At 47.3% G+C, this 21,507-nt stretch carries 19 protein-coding genes; 2 read left to right on the top strand and 17 right to left on the bottom strand.

Annotation, left to right across the window (positions count from 1 at the left end; translation table 11 throughout):
• The 11 genes from PHG53_00580 to PHG53_00530 form a co-directional block, all read right to left on the bottom strand.
• The coding region (locus PHG53_00580) for an autotransporter-associated beta strand repeat-containing protein (GenBank protein ID MDD5380122.1) at positions 1–631 on the bottom strand (631 nt) is incomplete at its 3' end.
• Positions 632–1,060: 429 nt separating this feature from the next.
• The gene (gene prmC / locus PHG53_00575; protein ID MDD5380121.1) at positions 1,061–1,948 is read right to left on the bottom strand and encodes a peptide chain release factor N(5)-glutamine methyltransferase; all 888 of its coding nucleotides are present in this window, start codon (positions 1,946–1,948) and stop codon (positions 1,061–1,063) included.
• Positions 1,949–1,959: 11 nt separating this feature from the next.
• A complete protein-coding gene (locus tag PHG53_00570) occupies positions 1,960–3,108 on the bottom strand; it encodes a DUF4056 domain-containing protein (GenBank protein ID MDD5380120.1) in 1,149 nt (382 codons plus the stop codon).
• A 25-nt stretch (positions 3,109–3,133) separates the two neighbouring features.
• Entirely contained in the window at positions 3,134–3,331 is a 198-nt protein-coding gene (locus PHG53_00565) for a hypothetical protein (GenBank protein MDD5380119.1), read from the bottom strand.
• Positions 3,332–3,506: 175 nt separating this feature from the next.
• Positions 3,507–3,992, bottom strand: coding sequence for a hypothetical protein (locus PHG53_00560; GenBank protein MDD5380118.1), 486 nt, complete (start codon positions 3,990–3,992; stop codon positions 3,507–3,509).
• A 6-nt stretch (positions 3,993–3,998) separates the two neighbouring features.
• On the bottom strand, positions 3,999–4,589 hold the full coding sequence (locus PHG53_00555) for a hypothetical protein (protein MDD5380117.1): 591 nt from the start codon (positions 4,587–4,589) through the stop codon (positions 3,999–4,001).
• A gap of 148 nt (positions 4,590–4,737) precedes the next feature.
• Positions 4,738–6,249 carry an asparagine--tRNA ligase gene (locus tag PHG53_00550; GenBank protein MDD5380116.1) on the bottom strand — a complete coding sequence of 504 codons (1,512 nt, stop codon included), beginning with the start codon at positions 6,247–6,249 and terminating at the stop codon, positions 4,738–4,740.
• A 21-nt stretch (positions 6,250–6,270) separates the two neighbouring features.
• Positions 6,271–7,863 (bottom strand): hypothetical protein, encoded by a 1,593-nt coding sequence (locus PHG53_00545; GenBank protein ID MDD5380115.1) that lies wholly within the window; start codon positions 7,861–7,863, stop codon positions 6,271–6,273.
• Positions 7,853–8,314 carry a YhcH/YjgK/YiaL family protein gene (locus PHG53_00540; protein ID MDD5380114.1) on the bottom strand — a complete coding sequence of 154 codons (462 nt, stop codon included), beginning with the start codon at positions 8,312–8,314 and terminating at the stop codon, positions 7,853–7,855. Before PHG53_00540 ends, PHG53_00545 begins: the two co-directional genes overlap by 11 nt.
• Positions 8,314–9,942, bottom strand: coding sequence for a hypothetical protein (locus PHG53_00535; protein MDD5380113.1), 1,629 nt, complete (start codon positions 9,940–9,942; stop codon positions 8,314–8,316). Before PHG53_00535 ends, PHG53_00540 begins: the two co-directional genes overlap by 1 nt.
• Positions 9,943–9,945: 3 nt before the next feature.
• The gene (locus PHG53_00530) at positions 9,946–11,424 is read right to left on the bottom strand and encodes a glycine--tRNA ligase (protein MDD5380112.1); all 1,479 of its coding nucleotides are present in this window, start codon (positions 11,422–11,424) and stop codon (positions 9,946–9,948) included.
• 92 nt (positions 11,425–11,516) lie between these two features.
• Here PHG53_00530 and PHG53_00525 point away from each other — a divergent pair, with 92 nt between their 5' ends.
• Complete coding sequence (locus PHG53_00525) at positions 11,517–12,746, top strand: NAD(P)/FAD-dependent oxidoreductase (protein MDD5380111.1); 1,230 nt, start codon at positions 11,517–11,519, stop codon at positions 12,744–12,746.
• 3 nt (positions 12,747–12,749) lie between these two features.
• On the opposite strand, the gene PHG53_00520 is transcribed toward PHG53_00525, so the two are convergent.
• Complete coding sequence (locus PHG53_00520) at positions 12,750–13,049, bottom strand: hypothetical protein (protein ID MDD5380110.1); 300 nt, start codon at positions 13,047–13,049, stop codon at positions 12,750–12,752.
• 438 nt (positions 13,050–13,487) lie between these two features.
• Between PHG53_00520 and PHG53_00515 the strand changes: the two genes are divergently transcribed.
• Positions 13,488–15,737, top strand: a complete 2,250-nt coding sequence (locus PHG53_00515; GenBank protein ID MDD5380109.1) for a hypothetical protein — start codon at positions 13,488–13,490, stop codon at positions 15,735–15,737.
• A gap of 45 nt (positions 15,738–15,782) precedes the next feature.
• Here PHG53_00515 and PHG53_00510 read toward each other — a convergent pair whose 3' ends face one another.
• The 5 genes from PHG53_00510 to PHG53_00490 form a co-directional block, all read right to left on the bottom strand.
• Positions 15,783–16,004 carry a hypothetical protein gene (locus tag PHG53_00510; protein ID MDD5380108.1) on the bottom strand — a complete coding sequence of 74 codons (222 nt, stop codon included), beginning with the start codon at positions 16,002–16,004 and terminating at the stop codon, positions 15,783–15,785.
• A complete protein-coding gene (locus PHG53_00505; protein MDD5380107.1) occupies positions 15,979–16,224 on the bottom strand; it encodes a hypothetical protein in 246 nt (81 codons plus the stop codon). The genes PHG53_00510 and PHG53_00505 overlap by 26 nt, the downstream gene beginning before the upstream one ends.
• Positions 16,225–16,242: 18 nt before the next feature.
• Positions 16,243–18,873: a DNA mismatch repair protein MutS gene (mutS, locus tag PHG53_00500; GenBank protein MDD5380106.1), complete on the bottom strand. Its 2,631-nt coding sequence runs from the start codon at positions 18,871–18,873 to the stop codon at positions 16,243–16,245.
• A 9-nt stretch (positions 18,874–18,882) separates the two neighbouring features.
• Complete coding sequence (locus PHG53_00495; GenBank protein MDD5380105.1) at positions 18,883–20,049, bottom strand: 50S ribosome-binding GTPase; 1,167 nt, start codon at positions 20,047–20,049, stop codon at positions 18,883–18,885.
• 666 nt (positions 20,050–20,715) lie between these two features.
• A complete protein-coding gene (locus PHG53_00490) occupies positions 20,716–21,501 on the bottom strand; it encodes a type III pantothenate kinase (GenBank protein MDD5380104.1) in 786 nt (261 codons plus the stop codon).
• Positions 21,502–21,507 lie beyond the last annotated feature (6 nt).

The following is a 21,507-nucleotide window of genomic DNA, read 5'->3' as shown; positions in this document are numbered from 1 at the left end:
CAGTGCCGCCGTCAAGAACGAGGTTCCCTACGGCATTGGTGGCTTGGCCGAGGTTGCCGGCTACGCCGCCGTTACCGATGGTACCAACGCTCACGGTACCGGCACTAATAGTAGTTACGCCCGTATAAGTGTTGTCTCCAGATAGCGTAAGGGTCCCTGTAGTTGTAGTAGTAATGCTCGTACCGCTGATAACGCCGCCGACTGTGTAACTATCGACGCCGGCAAAAACAATCCCGGCGCCGGTAGTAACAATACCGATAGTGTTGAGGTTCTGCGTGGACCCGCTGTCACCGGTAATTGCAACCCCTGCATCAAAAGAAAAGCTTCCGGCCCCTGCTATCGAATAATCTCCTAAAGCGCCGTCGAAACTAATACCTGCAAGTGTCGAATACGCGCCATCAGCACCGGTAACTGTGCGAAATCCTGCTCCTGCGGCGCCAAAGGTCAGAGAATCGCCAACCGCTCCCGCTGGTGCAGCAAGTCCGACCCAGTTCCCGCCTGTATCAAAGTCAGTGTCAGGTGTTGCTGCGCCGTTCCAGACAAAAGCAGCCCACGCTGGCGAAGTAGTCAACAAAAGGATAACAATTACTGATATGAGACTGTGATAGATTGATTTGACGTACGGTTTCATTTCGGCTCTCCTTAGCTTTACTCGTTTACTTATCGTTGTAGCGTCATCATCGCCCTTCGCTCCGTCACTCGTTATGAAAATGCCAACCCATACCTATATTTATAAGACTTATATCGGCTATTATTAAATATTAGCTTAAGATAAGCGTTATAACAAAATTAGCCGATTTTATATATTTTTTGTACAGCCTCAGACGCAGACAAATCCACATCGCTCACAGATCTTGTTTTCCTCATTTTGGGAATTTTACCACCAAATCTTGAATTATTACTATATAAAAAACACATTTTTTACACTTTTTGCCCTTTTTCTCACACCTTTTAGCAGATTTTCCGCAGTTTTTAACGGCTTTTATCTTGCCTATCTTACCTAAATTCTCCTTTTAATACCATTCACCTCCATTATTACCCCAAAAACCAACATCTCGCACTAAATCCCCGGTTTTTTAGCGATTACAATTCGGTCGTTGTCGTGAAAATCTTTTTCAATCGTGATTTCAGCAAAAATCCTAACCTGTTCAAGCAGTTCTCTGACGGCCTGTCCTTGCTCGTAGCCGATTTCCAGCATCAACGCCGCGTCAGGCTTAAGAAAGTGTTTCACCCTTTCAATAATCCTTCGATAAATATCTAACCCATCGTCCCCAGCGAACAGCGCCTGCTTCGGCTCATAATCTTTCACGTTTTTATCGAGCTTTTCAAACTCAGCGGCACTTACGTAAGGAGGATTGCAGACAATCAAATCAAACTTTTCAGCATCAAGATGAGGCACAATCGGGTCGAATAAATCGCCGCACAAAAGTTTAATTCGCTCCTTGAGCCCGTGCTTCTCGACATTTTTTGCTGCTGCACTTAAAGCGGCATCGCAGATGTCTGTTGCGATTATCCGGCAATCGGGATAGTTTCGGGCAATCGCTATGGCGATGCAGCCGCTGCCCGTGCATAAATCGCAGACAAATCGCTTCCCGCTGCGCGTCCGCAAAAATTCAATGGCTCGCTCTACAAGCAATTCCGTTTCCGGCCGGGGAATCATACAATCCGCCGTAATTTCTAATTCCAGAGAATAGAACTCGGTCTTGCCGGCTAAATATGCGACCGGTTCGTGTTTGCCCGCCCGCTCCACCAAATCGTGCAGCATGTCTAACTGTTGTTCAGTAACGATTTTTTCGAATTGCGTGTATAATTCAATCCTTTTTAATCCCAGCACATAGGAAAGTAAAAGCTCCGCGCTTAACCGCGGCGAATCAATCCCCTTGTTTTTCAAATATTCCGCAACCCAGTTCAGCAGCTTCTGTATCGTCCATATGTCGTTAGTCGTCATCTGGTTAGGTCTTAATGATGTAATCGACGAGTGATAGATGTGGGATAATTACGTGCAGACAATAAACGTTTTTGCGAATCTCGTTTTATCTCGCTCATGATGGCCGGAAAATCTTTGTCAGGCTCAATGTATTTATTTCTTGACTTTTTATCAGGGCAAACCAGGCTAAGTATCTCGTCTTTTTCCCATACCCTCGGCTCAATTTCTAATTTCATCGAAAATCCGTATTCAGCAAGAAAATTAGTGTTTGGGACTGAATACGAATCTGCTTTTGCTCCTTCGCACCCGCAGGTAGAATCGATAAGCCACGGCGTTATTAAGCCGTTGTCGAGCCCTATGTCAAAATTTCTCCTTTTCATATCTACAAACGGCGGCACTTCGCCTTCGAACCATAATCCTCTTACTTTTTCCGCTGCACTCCTTGCCGTCTCAGCAGACTGGACATCCAGATTTTCAAGAGATTTGTCGATAGCGTATGTTACCGCCTCATCGAAGGTGCATTCTGCATCGCGAAGCGCCTCGACGCCGATATCACATCCGAGTAGGTTTGAAAAATTGTCTTCCCACGAAAATGCTGACGGAAATTCCGGAAATACTCCTTTGGACTTATAACCAAACCAGGTCAGTATTTCGTGCCACGAGCCTGCGGTATATCCGAAATACCGCCCAAGATTTACGGAAAGGTCGAAAGCGGCACGCTCTCTGTCTTCCGCAGACAGGTTTTGCCAGTTGTCAGGGTATGTTAAGTGTATAAAACAGACAGAGCCTTCTTTAAGTGTGAACGAGAATTCCGGCTCGCTGTTATTCAGGTGCTTGTAGGTCACTGCAGCAAGGTAAGCTGTCCAGTCAGCGGCCTCACGCACGTGAGAAATGTCAACATGACCTGCTTTACACGTGTACACTATGCCGTTTTTCTCATGCCGTTCAAATCTGTAGCAGTGCGGCCCAAGAGTATCAAGATCCAAAAAGGTTGTGCCTGTCGTCGGGCTGGCGTAGCTTCCTCGCCGTATCTTGGGTGGGTTGTCGAATTGCTTCTCAAGAAGCCGGTTGTCCGGTATCAGCGCAGAAACCTGCTGCGGCCGCTGACAGCCTCCCGCCGCCAGCAGCATCGACACATATAACGCGAATACCGATATGTATAGACGACCTTGCAATTCCATTTTTGGGGCCGAATCTGTACCATTGCTATATATATACTTTATCCATCATTCTCGGGAAAGCAATACACTGACGGATATGTTTTTCTCCTGTAATCCAGGCGATAGTTCGTTCCACGCCTAAACCGAATCCGCCGTGCGGCACCGAGCCGTATTTCCGCAAATCCAGATACCAGTTGTAATTCTCCGCATTTAGCCTTGGCGAATCAATACCTTTATTCTTCAGGTATTCTGCAACCCAGTTTGAGAGCTTCTGTATCGGCCAAGTCTGCATAGTGGAACTATAGCAATACCAATGGGAGTTTGTATTTTAGTTAAAACCGCAAAGGAGAAACCCAAATATAAGTGGATTAAAAACACTCCCTGCCAAGCTATTTTTAGGGGTGGCAGAGATGCACATTTTACCAGTTGTTCGTCTCAGTTGATATTGGAAAGCCATATTCACTTGATTTTTCGCGGAGGATTCTCAGAAAGTCCTCTTCATTTTCTCTTGGCCATACATTTGAATTGAATGCCACCATGTTTTCCCTTGTTGGATACATGAGTATTAATCTATCGGTTCGCGGAGGCGAGAAAAAGCCATGCCATTTCTCAATAATCTGCACCTTCTCTATGTTTTCCCAATGGATTTCGACACGTGAACTAAACCCAACGACTTCTAAGCTTGAGTCAGTTACGACGGTAAATTTAGCAGCCATTGGAAGTGATGTAAAAAGGTCCCAGATCACAAAAAGCAGGAACAATACAGAAAGAAAAATTATAAACCAAGTTGACTCAATAAAGAAATAAATAAACCCGCAACTAACCGCCATGGTCAGAACAAATATGTCTCGTGTTAGATAAAACCCAAGCGAGACAAGAGTCGGGCGAAACATTCTTCGATGCATTTTTACTTACTCACTTTCGGGTCGATAAAAATAAGCTGCAACGATTCCTGATCCAAAGGCAATCCAAAGAAAATAGCTAACACATAAGCGGATATAATCCATAAAGGTAGAGGTGGCACCGATGGTCAATAGCTTAGGAAATTTTAAGTGAGCTACAAACACAAAAATATAGCACAAGAGACCAATAAGCAGCAGCATAGGGATTTCGTTCTTCAGGAAGTTTATAGCTGCACCTAATGTGGAACCGACTTGATGTATTCTTGCTCGAAAAAGCACTAAAACTTCCATGGTAAACATATACAATACATAGCCAGCAATACCTCCCCAAAAACCGAGAGTCGTGATTCCTAAAATCTGCGATGTATTGGCTGCAATCATTTCAAACGCACCACTACCGTGGATTTCAAGAACCCCCTTATCTTGGCTATTCAAAAGTTTTATAACTGCCATAGCAGTCCAACTCAGAAATAAAATTAAACCTGCTACCTTGTATCCCAAAACCCTAGATAGAAAAAACCATCCTACTCCGGTGATAAAGCCAAAAATAAGATTCCCCAAAAACATTGCGCCGAAAATCTGAAATTTTGTAACCTTCATAAGATGACTCCTGAACCCAATAGCCTAAGATTTACTCGTCGCAAGGTCTTTCTCTGATATACTGATAATAGGTTGATTGCGGCTAGTATGCAAGAAATATTAGTACTCAAATCGCGAATTACAAGTCATGTAACCACCGACTACGAACTTATATATATATCTTATCCATCATTCTCGGAAAAGCAATACACTGCCGGATATGTTTTTCTCCTGTAATCCAGGCGATAGTTCGTTCCACGCCCAGACCGAATCCGCCGTGCGGCACCGAGCCGTATTTCCGCAAATCAAGATACCAGTTGTAATTTTCAACGGTCAGACCTTGCTCTTTGGTTCGTGCGACCAGTAAATCGTAATTATCTTCTCTGGCCGAGCCGCCGATGATTTCGCCGAAGCCGGCAGGAGCAAGCATATCAAAATTCTGGACAACCTTCGGATTTTCCGGGTCCTGTTTCATATAGAAGGCCTTTGCTTCTCTTGGATAGTGAGTAACGAAAATGGGCTTATCGTGCATAAGTGATATTATCGTTTCGTCGCTGCCGCCCAAGTCTTTGCCCCAGACAAATTCGGCGGCAAGCTTCGCGTGCTTCGGGTTGTTCTCTATCTTTATGTTTATCTCATCGAGTTCGCTGCGAAGGTCAATTAGCTCGGCGGCAATCTTATCCTGCCTCCATTGTTTTACTGAACCCTTAGCCTCCGTCTCAAGCGCAGAAATCTTGTCTTCAATTTGTTTCTTCTGAGCTTGAAACTCATTTAGCTGGGCAGCCATAAATTCCTCTGTCTTTTTGCTTTTTAGAATTTCTGCTGCCTGAGTGTAAGTCAAACGGTAAAAAGGCGGTTGTATCTTTTCGAGCGAAGCGATGTCCGCGCCGAGTGCTTTCAGCTCCTGCGGATTTTTCTCAAGGACTTGCTTTACAATGAAAGAAACAAAATTTTCAGCAAGTTCAAGCAGGCCGTCAAGGTCAGTAAAAGCGACCTCCGGCTCGACCATCCAGAATTCTGTCAGATGTCTCCTCGTCTTGCTTTTTTCCGCCCGGAACGTCGGGCCGAAGCAGTAAACCCTTCCGAAGCTCATCGCTGCACACTCCAGATGAAGCTGGCCCGTCTGGGTCATGTGTACAGAATCGCCGAAATAGTCAACCTCGAACAGACTGCCCGCTTCTTCGCCGATAATTCCTGTAAGAATCGGCGTGTCTATAAGCGTGAAACCGTTGTCGTTAAAAAATCTGCGGATGGCGTCGACGATTGTATGACGGATTTTCCCGATGCACCACGGCCGTTGCGAGCGAAGATGCAGGTGCCGGTTCTTGAGAAGAAAATCGATGCCGTGCGATTTTGGCGTGATGGGATAATCGGTCGTTGGAGAGATAATTTTCGCGCCGGTTACGACTAATTCGTGGCCGCCGACGCTTCTCTCATCAGCCCGAACAACGCCGGTTACGGTCAGGGACGATTCTTGCCCGAGATGCTTTAGTTCGTCAAATAGTTTCTCTGGAACTTTGCCTTTTTCCACAATGCACTGGCATAGCCCCGTGCCGTCGCGGATAATTAGAAATTGAATCTTGCCGCTTGAGCGTGCCTGATACAGCCAGCCCGCCAGCGTAATCTCTTGTCCGATTTTATCTTTCAGCCCTGTTATGTAAGTATTCGTTTTGTTTGACATTTGCTTGCTTTCTTGTTCGATTCAAAAATTTTCACCTGACCAGATTAGCAGGTCGTCTGCGCCTGTTTCCTCTTCACCCCGCCTGTCTCGTTTACCTTCATCATCGATGCCATTCTTGCCCTTGCTGTAGAATGTGAAATTTTCATCCGTTAGTTTATAGATGAAAAAACTGCCGTTGATTGGATCAACAAAGAGTTCTTCCGGGGCCGACGCCCGTATGTCATCAAGACTTCCGGGCCAGTAACCGGTCTTGTTCTTGTAGCGCCTTAACGCTATTGTGAGCAAAGCGCCTCTTTGCTGTGCGATATGCCGAAAATATGTATCGTGAACGCCGTAATAAACAGGTTCTAAAATACTAAGCTGCGTCTCAATTAAATGGCGGTAATTAAGTTTGATTGGGAATACGGAGAATCCCATCGGCCTTTTTCTCCAGTCGTAGTTCGGCTCAGCCATCGCGTAACATTTTCCGTAAACCTCATCGACGATTATACCGGCCCGTTCCGGCGTAGAGGGCATATAAAACCAGCTTAATATGGCCTGCCCCTTCATCAGTTTTTGATACCAATATAGCGCAATTAGCTCGTCTTGTATGTCTTTTGGCGATTGTTTTTTTATTGTATCGGCAAAATTGCGGGTTAGTCTTGTCTTTCCATCCGAATTTACCTCGTAGAACAGCCCCCAGAGGTTTTTGGTCAGCAGCTTCTCATACTCGAGAATCCTCGGCAGGTCTGTGTTCCAGTCTTGTCTAATTTTTTCCAGAGCTTGTTCAGTAAGGCTTAAATACTCTTCTCCTGTGTCACTCTCTACAATGATTCTGTTGAGTTGACTCATTGAAAGGTCTTTTATGCCGACCCCGACCAGAGAATCTACCATCGTTGGCTGTTGACATTGATGCTTTCCTATCTGAAGCGCGGCGATATATTTATCAAATCCATCCTTGGTCCGTCCTTCGGCCACATCATTATTTGCCGCCGAAATAAGCAGATGTGCCCATCTTTTCATCGATGCCAATCGGTACATTATGCTGTTCATTCCGGTAATATTGGGATTAATCGGGAACCGGCACTGTTCTATTTTACTGGCTTCCAAAAGAGTATCGATTGTTGTTCGGTGCTTTTCCAGCCACTCTGAAATTACCGGGTGTTCCTTGCTTAACCACGGCTCCATCATGGGAAATTTGTCTGGTTCGCCGTCCGATGAGTCGTCGTTAAATGAATTAGGGTCATAACTTTCCAGTAATGCGTTGTAGATTACGGCAGCGTTTTCTCCGTTCGGTATCGCGTATTTTGCTTTCAGAGTCGCCATGTCTTTTTCGAACGTATATGACCGCCAGCTTGCGTTGTCCTCCGGCAGAAAAATCCAGATTATAACCGCTGCAGATGTGCAGCCGACCCCTGCCCAGAACCATTTTCTATACGCACGCGGCAGAATAGTGGTGGCAAACAGAAAAACAAATACAAGCGTTGTTATTTTCCACGGCACCTCTAAAAAAAGGCCCGCCGCCAGCAATAGCAGCAGAATGCTTACCCACGCCAGCCATACGATACGGCTTGTGAAGCATGACTTTTTCTTAATCTCAGGCGGACTGTTTCCCTGCTTTTGTTTAGTCTCCAATTTTCACCTTTACAACTACTTTTAGAACTTCGCATGGGCCTGCCAGTTGGCAGCATGGCATATGTCCGTCCTGCGGAAACAGGATACAGAACATTCCTTTGCTCAATTTTACGGTATTTATTTTCTCCGGTACCTCATAGAAGGCTACGTCTTTAGCTTCGTCGTACGGTTTTTCGATATTCAATTGGCTGAGCTCAGAGTGCCCTATCACCTCTTCGCCTTCTGCAGCGAATTGAATGTCAATATACTTTTTGTGGGCTTCTAGTCTGCCTTCCTCGATGGGCTTGGTCGTATATCGCTGGACAAGGCAGTAAATATTGTCGCCGTCAATTTCGTAGCGTCCGTCTTTTTTCGCGGATAGCTTCTCATCTTTCAGGATTTCAAGTCCCTTTTTTATCTTCGCCGAAAGCCCCGCATATAAATACGCATTTTCTAATTTATCAGTTACCATTACTTACATCCCCCTTTGGGTGGCCAGATTAGCCAGTCATCCTCTTCTTCCTTATATTCCTGGCTATTAGGGTCCCACGTTGAATTATACTGACCATCTTCATCGATGTTGTTCTTGCCTTTACTGTAGAGTTTAAAATTATCCTCTGCTAATTTATAGGCGAAAGACCCTCCGTTTACCGGGTCAACAAAGATTTCCTCTGCGGCCAATGGCTTGACTTCATCAAGACTCTCCGGCCAGTGACTGGTTTCGTTCTTGTAGCGTCTTAACGCTATCGTTAGCAAAGCGCCCCTTTGTTGCGAGATAGTTCGAAGATATGTATCATGAATGCTGTAATAAACCGGCTCTACTATTCCGGTCACACGCTCAACTAAATAACGGTAGTTGAGCCTAAGCATCTTGGCGGGTTTCTCCTCACCTTTTTGCCAATCGAAATCCGGTTCTGCCATTGCATAAAATCTTTTATATTCGGAATCAATAATTTCTCCGGCCTTCTGCGGCGTGGAGGGCATACAAAACCAGTTTAATATGGTTGATGCCTTAATAAGTTTTTTATGCCAATATGCAGGATACATACGCGATTTTAAAAGCTCGATTTGTTCTTGGTCTTTTATCTGGTTAGACTCTAACAGCTTCTCCATCGATGGCCTCATTACCGCAAATGGGTCTCGGTTGAATCTGATTTTGCCTTCTGTATTTACCTCATAAAGTATTTCCAAATAATTCTTAGCATACAGCTTTTCACAGTCGAGAATTCTGGACAAGTCTGTGCCCCAGTTATATTCAGTTTTGGCAATGGCTTGTTCAGCCATGTTTAGATATTCTTCTGTAGCATCACCTGTAACAATGAATCTTTTGAGATTACTGGTTGGGAGCGCTTCTATAGCAATCCCGATCAAAAGGTCGATTATTGCTGGTTGCTGGCACTGGTGTTTTCCCATTTGCAGCACAGCAATGTATTTTTCAAGCCCGTCTTCGATTCGTCCTTCAGCGATATCATTATTTCCAGCCGAAATAAGCAAGTTCGCCCACCTTCTTATTGGCCCAGATCTTTCACCAAATTTCATAATGTCGAAATTAATTGGAAATCGGCACTCTTCTATTTTGGATGTTTCAATGAGCTTTGCTATTGTTCCTTGCTGCTGCTTAAGCCATTGGGCTGCTTCTGGATAGTCTTTACTTAACCAGAATTCTTTCCTGATTAAGTCTTTAAGGTTAGGGTCGACAAAATTGGGTTCTAACTCAGCTTTATTATAGTCTTCCAATAATTGGTTATAGATAATTGCGGCATTTTGTTCGTCCGGCACTGCGTATTTCGCTTTAAGGGCAGCCATTTCTTTATCGAATGTATACGGCCGCCAGCCTTCGGTTTCCTCCGGCAAAAAGACCCAGACAATCAATGCGACTACAACGCCGCCGACACAGAGCCAGAAGTATTTTCCGTAAGGTTTAGGCAGGAAAAAGCTTGCAGTAAAAACTGCCAGAAGTGTTGTAGCTTTCCACGGCCCCTGAAAGAGAATAGATATAATTAACAGAAGTGTGAGTAGTCCGAAGCCGAACCATTTTAAAACTCTTTTTGCAAGACCGGCTTTTTTCTTTTCTGTTTGTTGTTCTTTTTGTTCGGACATTTGTCACATATCCAGTTTTTCCCGCAGGTGATTACGCAATTGGTCTGTTGAAATCCTTATTTGCTCCATCGAATCCCGCTCGCGGATGGTAACGGTTTGGTCCTGTAACGTCTGGCCGTCAACAGTGATGCAGAACGGCGTCCCCGCCTCGTCCTGCCTGCGGTATCGCCTGCCGACCGCGCCTTTCTCATCGTAAAAACAGTTGAAATACCTTTTCAAATCGTCGTAGATTTTCCGTGCAATCTCCGGCATACCGTCCTTCTTGACCAGCGGGAAAACGGCTGCCTTAATCGGAGCAATCGCCGGATGAAACCTTAAAAGATTCCTCTGCTCCCCGCGCACCTCCTCTTCGTCGTACGCGTCAACTAAAAAGGCCAATGCGCTTCTATCCATACCTGCGCTCGGCTCAATCACATAAGGAATGTAGCGCCTTTTTTTCTCCTCATCGAAATACGACAACGGCCCGGACTGGTAATCTTCCGCCTCGTCTGCCAAACTGATATTCGTCAGTTTCCTGTCGTTCTCGAACCACTTATTGAGCGTCCTCATCCCCTGTTGGTGCTGCCGCAGGTCAAAGTCCGTGCGGTTTGCGATTCCTTCCAGTTCCTGCCAGTCCCCGCTGCCGAACGGAAATCTATATTCGACATCGACGCACCCCTTCGCATAATGCGCAAGTTCATCTTTCGCGTGCTCACGAAAATGCAGGTTCTCCTTTTTTATGCCGAGATTCAAATACCAGTTGAAACGCTGCTCTTTCCAGTGCTCGAACCATTTCTCATCTGTCCCCGGCTCGCAGAAAAACTCAAGCTCCGCCTGCTCGAATTCCCGCGTGCGGAAAATAAACGCCTTGGTCGTTACCTCGTTGCGGAAACTCTTGCCTATCTGGGCGATTCCGAAAGGTATCTTGACGCGGGTACTATCGAGAACATTCCTGAAATTGACAAAAATCCCTTGCGCCGTCTCCGGGCGAAGCTGCATCGTCATCGAATCGTCAACGTTGGCTCCCATTTGCGTCTCGAACATCAACTTGAACGGCATCGGCTCGGTAAATTGCCCGACCGCCCCACAGGCCGGACATGCCTTTTTGCTTAAATTGCCCGCTCCCGCCATCGCCGCATCGATTGCAATATGTTCTGTATGTTCCTCAGCCTGCCCCGCTGCCTTCTCTTTAAGATGGTCCACGCGCGTCCTGACATTGCACTTTTTGCACTCCGCTATCAAATCCGCGAATTTGTCCGCGTGGCCGGACGCCTTCCATACCAATGGGTGCATCAGAATGCTGCAGTCCAGCCCCACAACGTCATCGCGCATCTGTACGACCGCCTTCCACCACGCTTTCTTGACGTTATTTTTCAGCTCAACACCTAACGGCCCGTAGTCGTAACAGCTTGCTAATCCGCCGTATATCTCGCTGGACTGAAATATAAAGCCCCGCCGTTTGCACAAAGATACGATATCATCGAGCTTGGTGATTTTAGCCATATTTTACTCTCCAAAAAATTTGATAGCGGCTATTATATATGTAAAATTCGCTCTTGTCTATGTTTACCGGCGATTGTCTAAGGAGATTCGGTTTGGAACGAACGAAAGTTTGCATAATCGGAGCAGGCCCCGCGGGCCTTATGGCTTCTATCCACTGTGCGCTTGGTAAGGTCGAAACCGCCGTCTTCGAAACCAATACCACCGCTGGCAGAAAACTCCTCCTGACCGGCGGCGGCAGATGCAATCTTACCCATACGGGCAGTCCCGATGAAATTGTCCGCTCCTTCGGCCCGAAAGGCAGATTTCTTAGTTACTGTTTGCATAAATTCCCGCCCGAACAGGTTCGGCAGTTCTTCCGCGAATTGGGCTTGGAAAGTATTGTCGAGAAAGATGGCTGTGTATTCCCTGTCACCAACCGCGCCGAAGATGTAAGAGATTGTTTGATAAAACGCGCAAAAGACCTCAACGTGCGCTTCTTTTTCGATAAACCCGTCAAAAATATAACACGGCAGGAGAATTCTTTTGAAATCCATACAAGCCGCGACAGTTTCCTCGCTGAGAAAGTTATTATCGCGACCGGCGGATTGTCTTTCCCTCAGACCGGCTCAACCGGCGATGGTTTCAGATTCGCAAAAGAGCTGGGGCACACAATCGTCGAACCCAAAGCGTCGCTCGTGCCGCTTGTAACTCGCGAAAATTGGCCTGCTTATGTTGCGGGGACAGCCATCGAAAACGTAAAAATCTCCGCTCGCATAAATAACAAAAAAATTACCACCGCAGGTGCGCTTGTTTTTACCGATGACGGCATAGGCGGCCTCGCGGCGTGGGATATGAGCCGTCACCTCACTGACTATTTGCCTGCACAAAAGCCGCTCGAAATTACAATCGACTTTACCCCGGCGATGAATGATGCCGAATTTGATGAATGCCTGCTCGGCCTGTTTGCGAAATACCCGAAACGAACCATTATAAACGTGTTATTCGATATTGTACCCAAGAGGCTGGCGGGTTTTCTTTGTCGGCGGGCGGAGATTGCGGAGACAACCGGCAGCCAGTTAAAAAAAGAGGATAGAAGAAAAATCACTCAACTATTGAAAAAGCTGCCGCTTTCAATCGTAAAAACCCGCCCGATTGCGGAGGCGATAATCACACGCGGCGGCGTAAGTACTTCTGAAATAGACAGTAAAACGATGGAGTCGAAGATTTGCCCCGGCTTGTTTTTCGCAGGCGAGAGTTTAGATGCCGATGGCCCCTGCGGCGGCTACAGTCTCCAGATGTGCTGGTCAACCGGTGCATTAGCCGGAGCCGCCGCCGCGATTTAGTCGTTAGCGGCTGATAATTATTTGGAGAAATCCACCGAAGCCGGTTTGCCGTGACAAGCCGCCGATAATAATGGTTTGCTGCTGCGGACGATAGTCTCGCCGACCCCAGGCCGGCTCGCAATAATTGTAACGGGCAGGGGTTCTATATGAACCACGTCCATAATCGTTGCGTTGAGCAACATTAAAACCCTGATGCCCGCCGCGGTTAATGTTTGCCTGCGCTTTAGGCCGTGCCAAAGCCGCATTCGACAATCCAATCACCAAACCTGCCGCTGCTATTAATATGTATCTTGACGTTTTCATTTTTTTACCCTTCCTTTCTTTACTTTTCAGCCGTTTTGTTCACCTGTTCAGACGCTCTCTACCGGCCTTTTATTGCAGACAAAGCTTAAAAAGTTATATCATAAAAATGGCGAGGTAAACTGCGCTGCATAAAGTTGGGCGATTTGGGGGGCACAAAACGCGCAAATTCGTGGTTGCAAAGTGCTAAAAAGTGAGAAAAATTGCGAAAAATGTACGCAAAAATACTGCAAATATACGGGGAAATGCGAAGAATTTAGACAAATCGCTGACGATATTTTGAAATAAACTGAACGACTATATGGAAATGGCTGGGGACAGGGACGGCCAAAAAATTCCACGTGTTTCTTCGATATTACAAGGGGATTTTTCTTGACTTTTGGGGGACGTTGTGGTAGGGGGTATAATGTTATACGAAAACCAATTTAGGAGGACACGAAAATGAGGACGTCGGCATTTTTCACGATTCTGTTAGGGAATATCGTTCTATTCATAGGTTCTGCAACGGCTGTGGAACGGCATGTTCCGAGCGTATATTCAACGATTCAGGAGGCAATCAATGCCTGCAGTAACGGCGATGTGGTAATTATTGCGCCGGGGACATATACAGGAGCCGGTAACCGCGATATCGACTTTTTGGGTAAGGCCATAACTGTTCGAAGTATTGACCCGAATGACCCGGATGTGGTCGCAGCAACGGTGATTGACTGCGAGGGCACAATAGGTCATCGCGGCTTTTATTTCCACAGCGGGGAGGATGGAGACAGCGTAGTTTCCGGCTTAACCATAAAGAGAGGAAAGATACGCGGCAGCCCCGGTACGGGCGGAGGCATCTACTGCAGCGGGTCATCTCCGACGATTAAGAACTGCATTATTACCAATAACACGGCGATTGGTTCAGGAGGGTCGGGGGACGGCTCAGACGGTGAGGGCGGCGGAGTGTATTGCACATCTGATAGCCATATGACTTTAATTAATTGTGATATCAGCGACAATACTGCCACAGGCGAAGCAGGCGAGGATAAAATATGCGGTATGAGCGGCTGCGAAGGGACATTAGGAGAAGGCGGAGATGGATACGGCGGGGGCATATTAATCAGTTGGGACAGCAGTATGACGATAGTTGACTGTGAAATTACCGGTAATTCAGCTAATGGCGGTCCTGGGGGAACGTTCTATGATCTTGGGGAAATAGTTGGCGGAGATAACGGCGGAACAGCAAACGGAGGGGGAATCTACTGCGGCGGCGGCTTATTGATACACGACTCTGTTATCGGTGAAAATAGAGCTGACGGCGGCAATGATGGATGGGACGAAAATTCGGGCAATGACGGCAGAGGCGGAGGTATTTATTGCGACAGCTCGTCTGCGATGATAAGGAATTGTATTATTAATAACAACGATGCAGCAGCAGTCGATAACGGATATGGCCATGGTGGAGTTGCCGGAGGAGGCATATTCTGCAGCTCAGCAGCAACTATCACAAACTGTACGATTATTTATAATACGGCCATTGACGGTGACGGCATAGCAGGAGTCGGAACTACGATAATTACAAACTGCATTGTGTGGGGCAATGGTGATGACGACCTTTACGGCTGCGCAGCGACGTATTCCTGTATTAGTGACACCGGCGACAGCGGAACAGGGGTAATCCACAGCGACCCGTGTTTTGTAACCGGGCCGGGCGGCGATTATTACCTGAGCCAGATTGAAGCCGGACAATCTTTTGACAGTCCCTGTGTGGATTCAGGAAGTGATACGGCTGAGAATTCAGGTCTGGGTGAATTTACAACCCGCACGGACGAAGCAGGCGACAGAGACATTGTGGATATGGGTTATCATTATCCGGCGAATTCAGCAGATTTAGACAGAGACGGCGATGTTGACTTTGTCGATTTTGCGATACTGGCCTCGCAATGGCTGGAAGCACCGGGCGAGCCATCGGCAGACATTGCACCGCCGGATGGTGATGGTATAGTGGATATGTGGGACCTTGATGCGCTCGCGGACAAATGGTTATTGGAGGCAATCGCACTCCCAGCTTCTCCTCCTATTTCCATCTGGAAATTTGACGAAGGCAGCGGGACAATAGCACACGATTCGTCTGGTGATAACGATGGGACATTAGTCAACGGCCCGACGTGGACAACAGGCCATATTAACAGCGCATTGAGTTTCGACGGGGTGGATGATTATGTTGACCTCGGAAACGACAGCAGTTTGAAACCGCCGCTGCCGGTAACTATTTCTGCCTGGATAAAGTTGGACACTCTTGAGGTACAGAATGGGATTCTGGCTCTGGATGCATCGTTTCCGACTTTATATGGCATTTTCTTTTACGTAGGACAAAATAATCAGTTGTATATTCATTACGGCGACGGCGGAGACGGCTCATCGCACAGAAGGAGCAAAGTTGGAACAACAGCGCTTTTAGCGGACAGGTGGTATCACGTGGCTGCTGTAGTGCGCGGTCCGACGGATATGGATTTATATATTGACGCCGTAAATGATGGTGGAGCCTACAGCGGCTCAGGAAGTGATCTGGCGTACTCCACCGGCAATTCATTGATAGGTGCTATTAATTTTTATTACGCAAATTGGTTCCACGGCATCATTGATAATGTTCGTGTTTATGACAGGGCATTAACTGCGGAAGAAATCGAACAGCTTTACGAGGAAGGATTATAAAGGAAGAATAACAATTTAAAGGGGATAAACAGCAGGTAACGCAAACTACAGGGCGTTCGATGTGATGTTGATGATTCTGCCTACGAGCTCGGAGTGACGCTGCTCGTCGTCGGCGATTTTTGCGAAGGTATCTTTAATTGTCTGGTCTTTTACATCGGGCGATTTTGTAATCCTGATGTAGAGGTCCCTGACGGTCAGCTCGAAGTCCTTCATCATCTCAAAATCGCCGATGATTTTCTCTTTATTCCGGTTTTTTATCTTGTCCATATTGTTTAACAAGCCCTGCGATTATTTTTCTGTGTCTTCGCGTATCTTCGATGAGGACGGTTAAGTATTCCTTTATTTTTTCGAAGGCATCCGGCCGGAGGTTCTTCGGCCAGTTCTTAGCGTCCATATAATCTTTGTAAACGCTGCCGGCGATTTCATCTTCCATATCGAGCGCAGTGGTGAGGAAATTAGCTAAGGTATCTTGTTTGTATTCGGCCATAATTACAGAATACGGGTTTTATTCGTTTTTGTCGATTTCGGTTTTTATCTGATTTAACAGATTAATTGCATCGATGGGAGTTAAGCTGTTCACATCTGTTGATGAGAGTTTATCTAAGACGCTCTTGTGCTTCTGAACGAAGATGATATCCTGCTGCGGTTTTTTTGTTTTGTGTTTAGCTAAATGTGAGCCGGCCGCTTCTTTAGTGAAAGTGTTTTCCAGTTCTTCGAGTATTTCTTTGCTTCGCTCGATGATAGATTTGGGTACGCCCGCTAATTTTGCGACGTGCAGCCCGTAGGATTTGTCGGTTCCGCCGGGGAGGATTTTGTGCAGGAAGACGACTTCGTCGGCCCATTCGCGGACGGCGACGTTGCAGTTTTTGACATTGGTAAACAGTTCGGCCAGTTCGGTGAGCTCGTGATAGTGCGTGGCGAAAAGCGTTCGGCATTTTATTTTGTTCGCGATGTGCTCGGTAATAGCCCAGGCCAGCGCCAAGCCGTCGTAGGTGCTTGTGCCGCGGCCGACCTCGTCGAGGATGACGAGGGATTTTCCGGTGGCGTTATTGATGATGTTCGCGGTTTCGGTCATCTCGACCATAAAGGTCGATCGGCCTCGAACAAGCTCATCGGAGGCGCCGACGCGGGTGAAGATTCTATCGACCAATCCGAGCTGGGCGTCTTTTGCGGGGATGAAGGAGCCGATTTGGGCCATAATGACCAGTAAGGCAGTCTGTCTTATGTAGGTGCTTTTGCCGGACATATTGGGGCCTGTGATGACTAAACAGTCGCCGGAGTCTCCGCCGATGGCGATATCATTGGGGACGAATTCTGAGCCGAGGATTTCGGCGAGGACGGGATGCTTACCCTCGTTTATGACAAGCTCGCCGCCGTCGGTTATTTTCGGCCTGATGTAATTTCGCCGAGCCGCTAAATAAGCAAGTGACGAGAGGCAATCGCACCGGGCGATGGTGTCGGCGAGGTTTTGCATGCGGGGTATGTATTGAGCGGACTGTGCGCGGACCTGCTCGAAGAGCTGGAGCTCCAGCTCTAATGCTTTTTCGTCTGCGCTTAGGACCTGCGTTTCGTATTTTTTCAATTCGTCGGTGATATAGCGTTCAGCGTTTTTGACGGTCTGCTTTCGGACGTAGTCTGATGGAACTCTGTCTGCAGCCGAGTGGTTTATTTCGATATAGTAGCCGAAGACCTGGTTGTAACCGATTTTCAAATTACTTATGCCGGTGCGTTCTGACTGCTGCTTTTGGTAATTCTGCAGCCAGCTTTGCCCGTCTTTCGAGATGGAGCGGAGGCGGTCAAGCTCCTCGTTGAAGCCTTTTTTGATTACGCCGCCGTCACGAAGATGCGAGGGACAGTTCGGCTCGATGGCGGAGGCGAGCAGGTCGGCAAGCTCATCCATACTGTCACATTTTTGGGCGAGCTGCAAAGCGAGGTCAGCTTTGAATTGCGTCAGAAGCTGCCGCAGGAGAGGGACCAGCCTTAATGTGGCTTCGAGGGCTATGAAGTCGCGTGGGATTGCGCGGCCGGTACTGATACGGGCAGCGATTCGCTCGGTATCGGCGATGCCTGCAAGCAGCTTGCGAATGTCTGCCAGCGAAGAGCCGGAATTGAGCATTTCCTCAATAGTGTCCTGCCGAAGGACGATTTCGCCGAGGTCGGAAAGAGGCATACACAGCCAGGTGCGGAACATTCTGCCGCCCATCGGTGTCAGTGTTTCGTCGAGGCAGTTCAGGAGAGTTCCTTTCGAGCTTTCGGTGCGAATGGTCCGCAGGATTTCCAGGCTTGCAAGAGAGGCCTGGTCGATTTGCAGGAAATTTCTGCGGTTGATTTTCTTCAGGCTCTGGATGTGGCTGAGGGTTGTCTTTTGTGTTTCGTTGAGGTATTCGATGATTGCGCCGGCGGCGGGGATGATTGGGCAGTCGTTGTCGCCGATGCCAAAGCCTTCGAGCGTGGCGGTGCCGAAATGTTTGAGTAGCCGTTTTTGTCCCTGATAAGGGTCGAAATACCATGCGGGACGTTCGGTTACGATTGCGCCGGTCATCTGGGCGATGTCAGCGGCAAGTTTTTTTGTTTCGGCTTCGAACAATTCGCCGCGACGGTCAGGCAGGAGACACTCCGCAGGGGACAGTCGCAGCAATTCGTCGAGCAGATTTTTTTCAGGCGTTTCCTGGGCGAAGAAGTGACCTGTTGAGATATCGACCCAGCTTATAGCAGCTTTGGAATTAGCTGTGAGGTTGACGGCGCAGAGAAAGTTATCTTCTTTGGCGTCGAGGAGGCAATCATCGGTGAGGGTACCGGGGGTTACGATTCGAACGATGTCACGCTTGACGACGCCCTTTGCGAGTTTGGGGTCTTCGACCTGCTCGCAGACGGCGACCCTGAAGCCGGCCTGCAGCATTTTTTTCAGATAGCCTTCGACGGCGTGATAGGGGACGCCCGCCAGCGGGACGGGGTTGTCGCCTTTGCTTCGGCTGGTCAGAGTCAGGCCGCAGACGCGCGAGCAGGTTTTGGCGTCTTCGTAGAAGGTTTCGTAAAAATCGCCCATGCGGAAAAAGAGGATGCAGTCCGGGAATTTTTGCTTGAACCGGACAAACTGCTTCATCGCAGGGGTCAGATTATCAGTTTCTGCGGTCATAGAAGCAGATTATACACTAAGCGGGGCGTTTAACAACTCTGTTATAATTGAAAGTGCGTGCTGTTCGGATTTGGCTTTTTGGAGCTGTTTTAAGAGGTTTTCCTGCCGGGCGGTGAAACAGACGGGGGTTTTCAAATTGAAATCGGTGACGCCGCAGATTATCTGGATTTTTTTGAGTAGATTTTCGGTTCCATTGCCGAATTTTGCGCTTATTTGCACAATATTTGCTAAATTTTTCGGCAATTTACCTGTATCGAAATTTGCGGGTAAGTCAGATTTATTCAGGACCGTCAGAATTCTTCTTTTGGCGATTTTATCAAGGAGCTTCTTGTCGAGTTGTTCTGCCGGCCGACTGTTATCCAGAACGAGTAAAACCAAATCAGCCTTATCTAAAAGCTCAACAGCTTTTTGCTGAGATGCTTTTTCAATAGTGTCGCCGAGAGTTTCGGTGAGACCTGCGGTGTCGATGAACTCAACGGAGAGCGGACCGATTAGGCACTGGGCGCTGACCCAGTCGCGGGTCGTGCCTGCAATATCGGTAACAATTGCCTTTTGTCTGCCGGCGAGGAAGTTGAGCAGTGTGCTTTTTCCGGTGTTCGGCGGACCTGATAAGACTGCCGTGCAGCCGAAGATAATCAATTTTGCAGTTGAGCTATCTTTGAGGATTTGTTCGGCGTTGGATTTAATTGTTTCGAGCGAGGTTGCATCCTGCCGCCACTTTTCTATCGTTTTGGTCAGACCTGCGCTATCCTGATTGACAATTATTTTGGTGCCTTGGATGGTTTTGGCCTGCAGCTGGGTAAGTTTGGCTTCGAGTGCAATCGTATTGGGATGATTTTCGGCGGAGAAATTTTTGGTCAGTAGCTGTTCGGCGGTAAGCAGTTCGACGCCATTACGTTGCAGCAATTGCATAATATCTGCAACAATGAGCGGATTACCGTGGCAGTTTATAGCAAATTGGCCGGGCGCTTCGCAGCCGATTACAACCTGGTCGATGGTTTCAGAGCCATCGCTGATTGTGCCGAGGAGGATTTTGCCGGGCTTGAAAGCGACTGGTTTTTTACCTATGGGGACGAATATCTTTTTTACGATGCTTTCGGACGAATCGCCAGCGAGCTGGATGACGGCTATTGCACCGGTTGCTTTGCCGGTTGTTACTGCAGCAAATGCGCTCATAGCCCCCTCCAAATCATGCAGGATAGTCTCCCGATACAAGTCGTAATTTACATAAAAGTTTCCACCATACCCATAGCAAGTGTTTGCCAGTGATTATAGCGGGGCCATTGATTATCCAGGAGATAGATGAATATATGAGACCAACTTTGACAGATAACCACAAATTTTCTGTGGGTGCAATTAACAGGTCTATAAGTGTAAATGTCAATGGTAAGAGTGAGACAATAAGTAAAATGATTCTTTTGACTTTAGTAAGATTTGATTGGAAGACCGAAAGGAAGCCAAAGAGGCCACCAGCTACACCTGAACAGATAATCATGGATATAAGGAAAATTGAACAGATAAAACGGAGTTCCAGTGTTCCGATTTGGGGATGCTCAGACACGGCCTTTAGTAGAGTGTTAATTGGAAAAGAAAACCATTGCAGACATAGAAGCAATATGATGAAGATTATGAAAATGTCGCTAATTTTCGTAATAGTTTTTTTGTGTTCTGCGTAAAATTTGCTTGGTTTCGGCGGTGGCGGGGTTTTACTCCAAAAATAATGGATTACAATAACAATGGATATTAGAGCTAACCAGAACCATATGTTGGAAAAAACTGTGGGTATTGTTAATGCTAACATGGTTATCTCTGTTTACTAAAATGGTACATAAGTCGGGCGGCTTACCCTTTTTCTTTTAAGTATTTTCGGTATGCCAGGACGATGCCTTTGACGGCGAGGTTTGGCACCCATGAATCGACAAACTCGCAGTCGTCCTTTATTGTTCCGGCGGCGGAGCCAGTAATTACGGTGTGCGGCCATTTCCCGACTTTTTCGGCGTAACGCCTGGTTACTTCCTGCAGGGTTGCGACGGCGGAGTAATATAATCCGCAGTTTATGGCCTCGGTTGTGTTTTTGCCGAAGGGCTCTTTCGGCCGGATGACGTTTACTTTCGGCAGCTGAGCGGTGTTTTCATTCAAGGCCTTTGCGCTGATTTCAAAACCCGGAAGGATAACGCCGCCTAGGAAAATACCTTTATCATCAACAAGGTCGATGGTAACGGCGGTTCCGAAGTCGGCGACGGCTACCGCGTCCCCGACGACGGCGTAAGCGGCGGCGGCGGCCACAATCCTGTCGGTGCCGACTTTGTCCGGCTCATCTACCCAAAGGGACATCGGCAAAGGAATGTCTTTGCCTATGACGAGTATTTTTTCGCCGAGATTATCTTCGACTATTTGGCCGATGAGCTTTGTCTGCGCGGGGTTTACACTGCTGACAACGATTACACCATTACGTTTTTTTTCTTTGGAGCTTTTGACTATTGGGATTTTTCCCCAGGCCGAGGTAAGAGTGTCTGTTAACTCTTTGCGTGATTTGCCCGGGACAGACTTAATAAACTGCTCTTCGTCCTTGAGGTAAAGGCCGATTGTGATATTCGTATTGCCGATATCTATTGCGATTAAGTTCATAAATAA

The sequence above is a fragment of the Phycisphaerae bacterium genome, from assembly GCA_028714855.1.
Lineage (GTDB): Bacteria > Planctomycetota > Phycisphaerae > Sedimentisphaerales > Anaerobacaceae > CAIYOL01.
The sequence above is the reverse complement of the archived record's forward strand: the minus strand, read 5'-3'. Positions and strand labels throughout refer to the sequence as shown.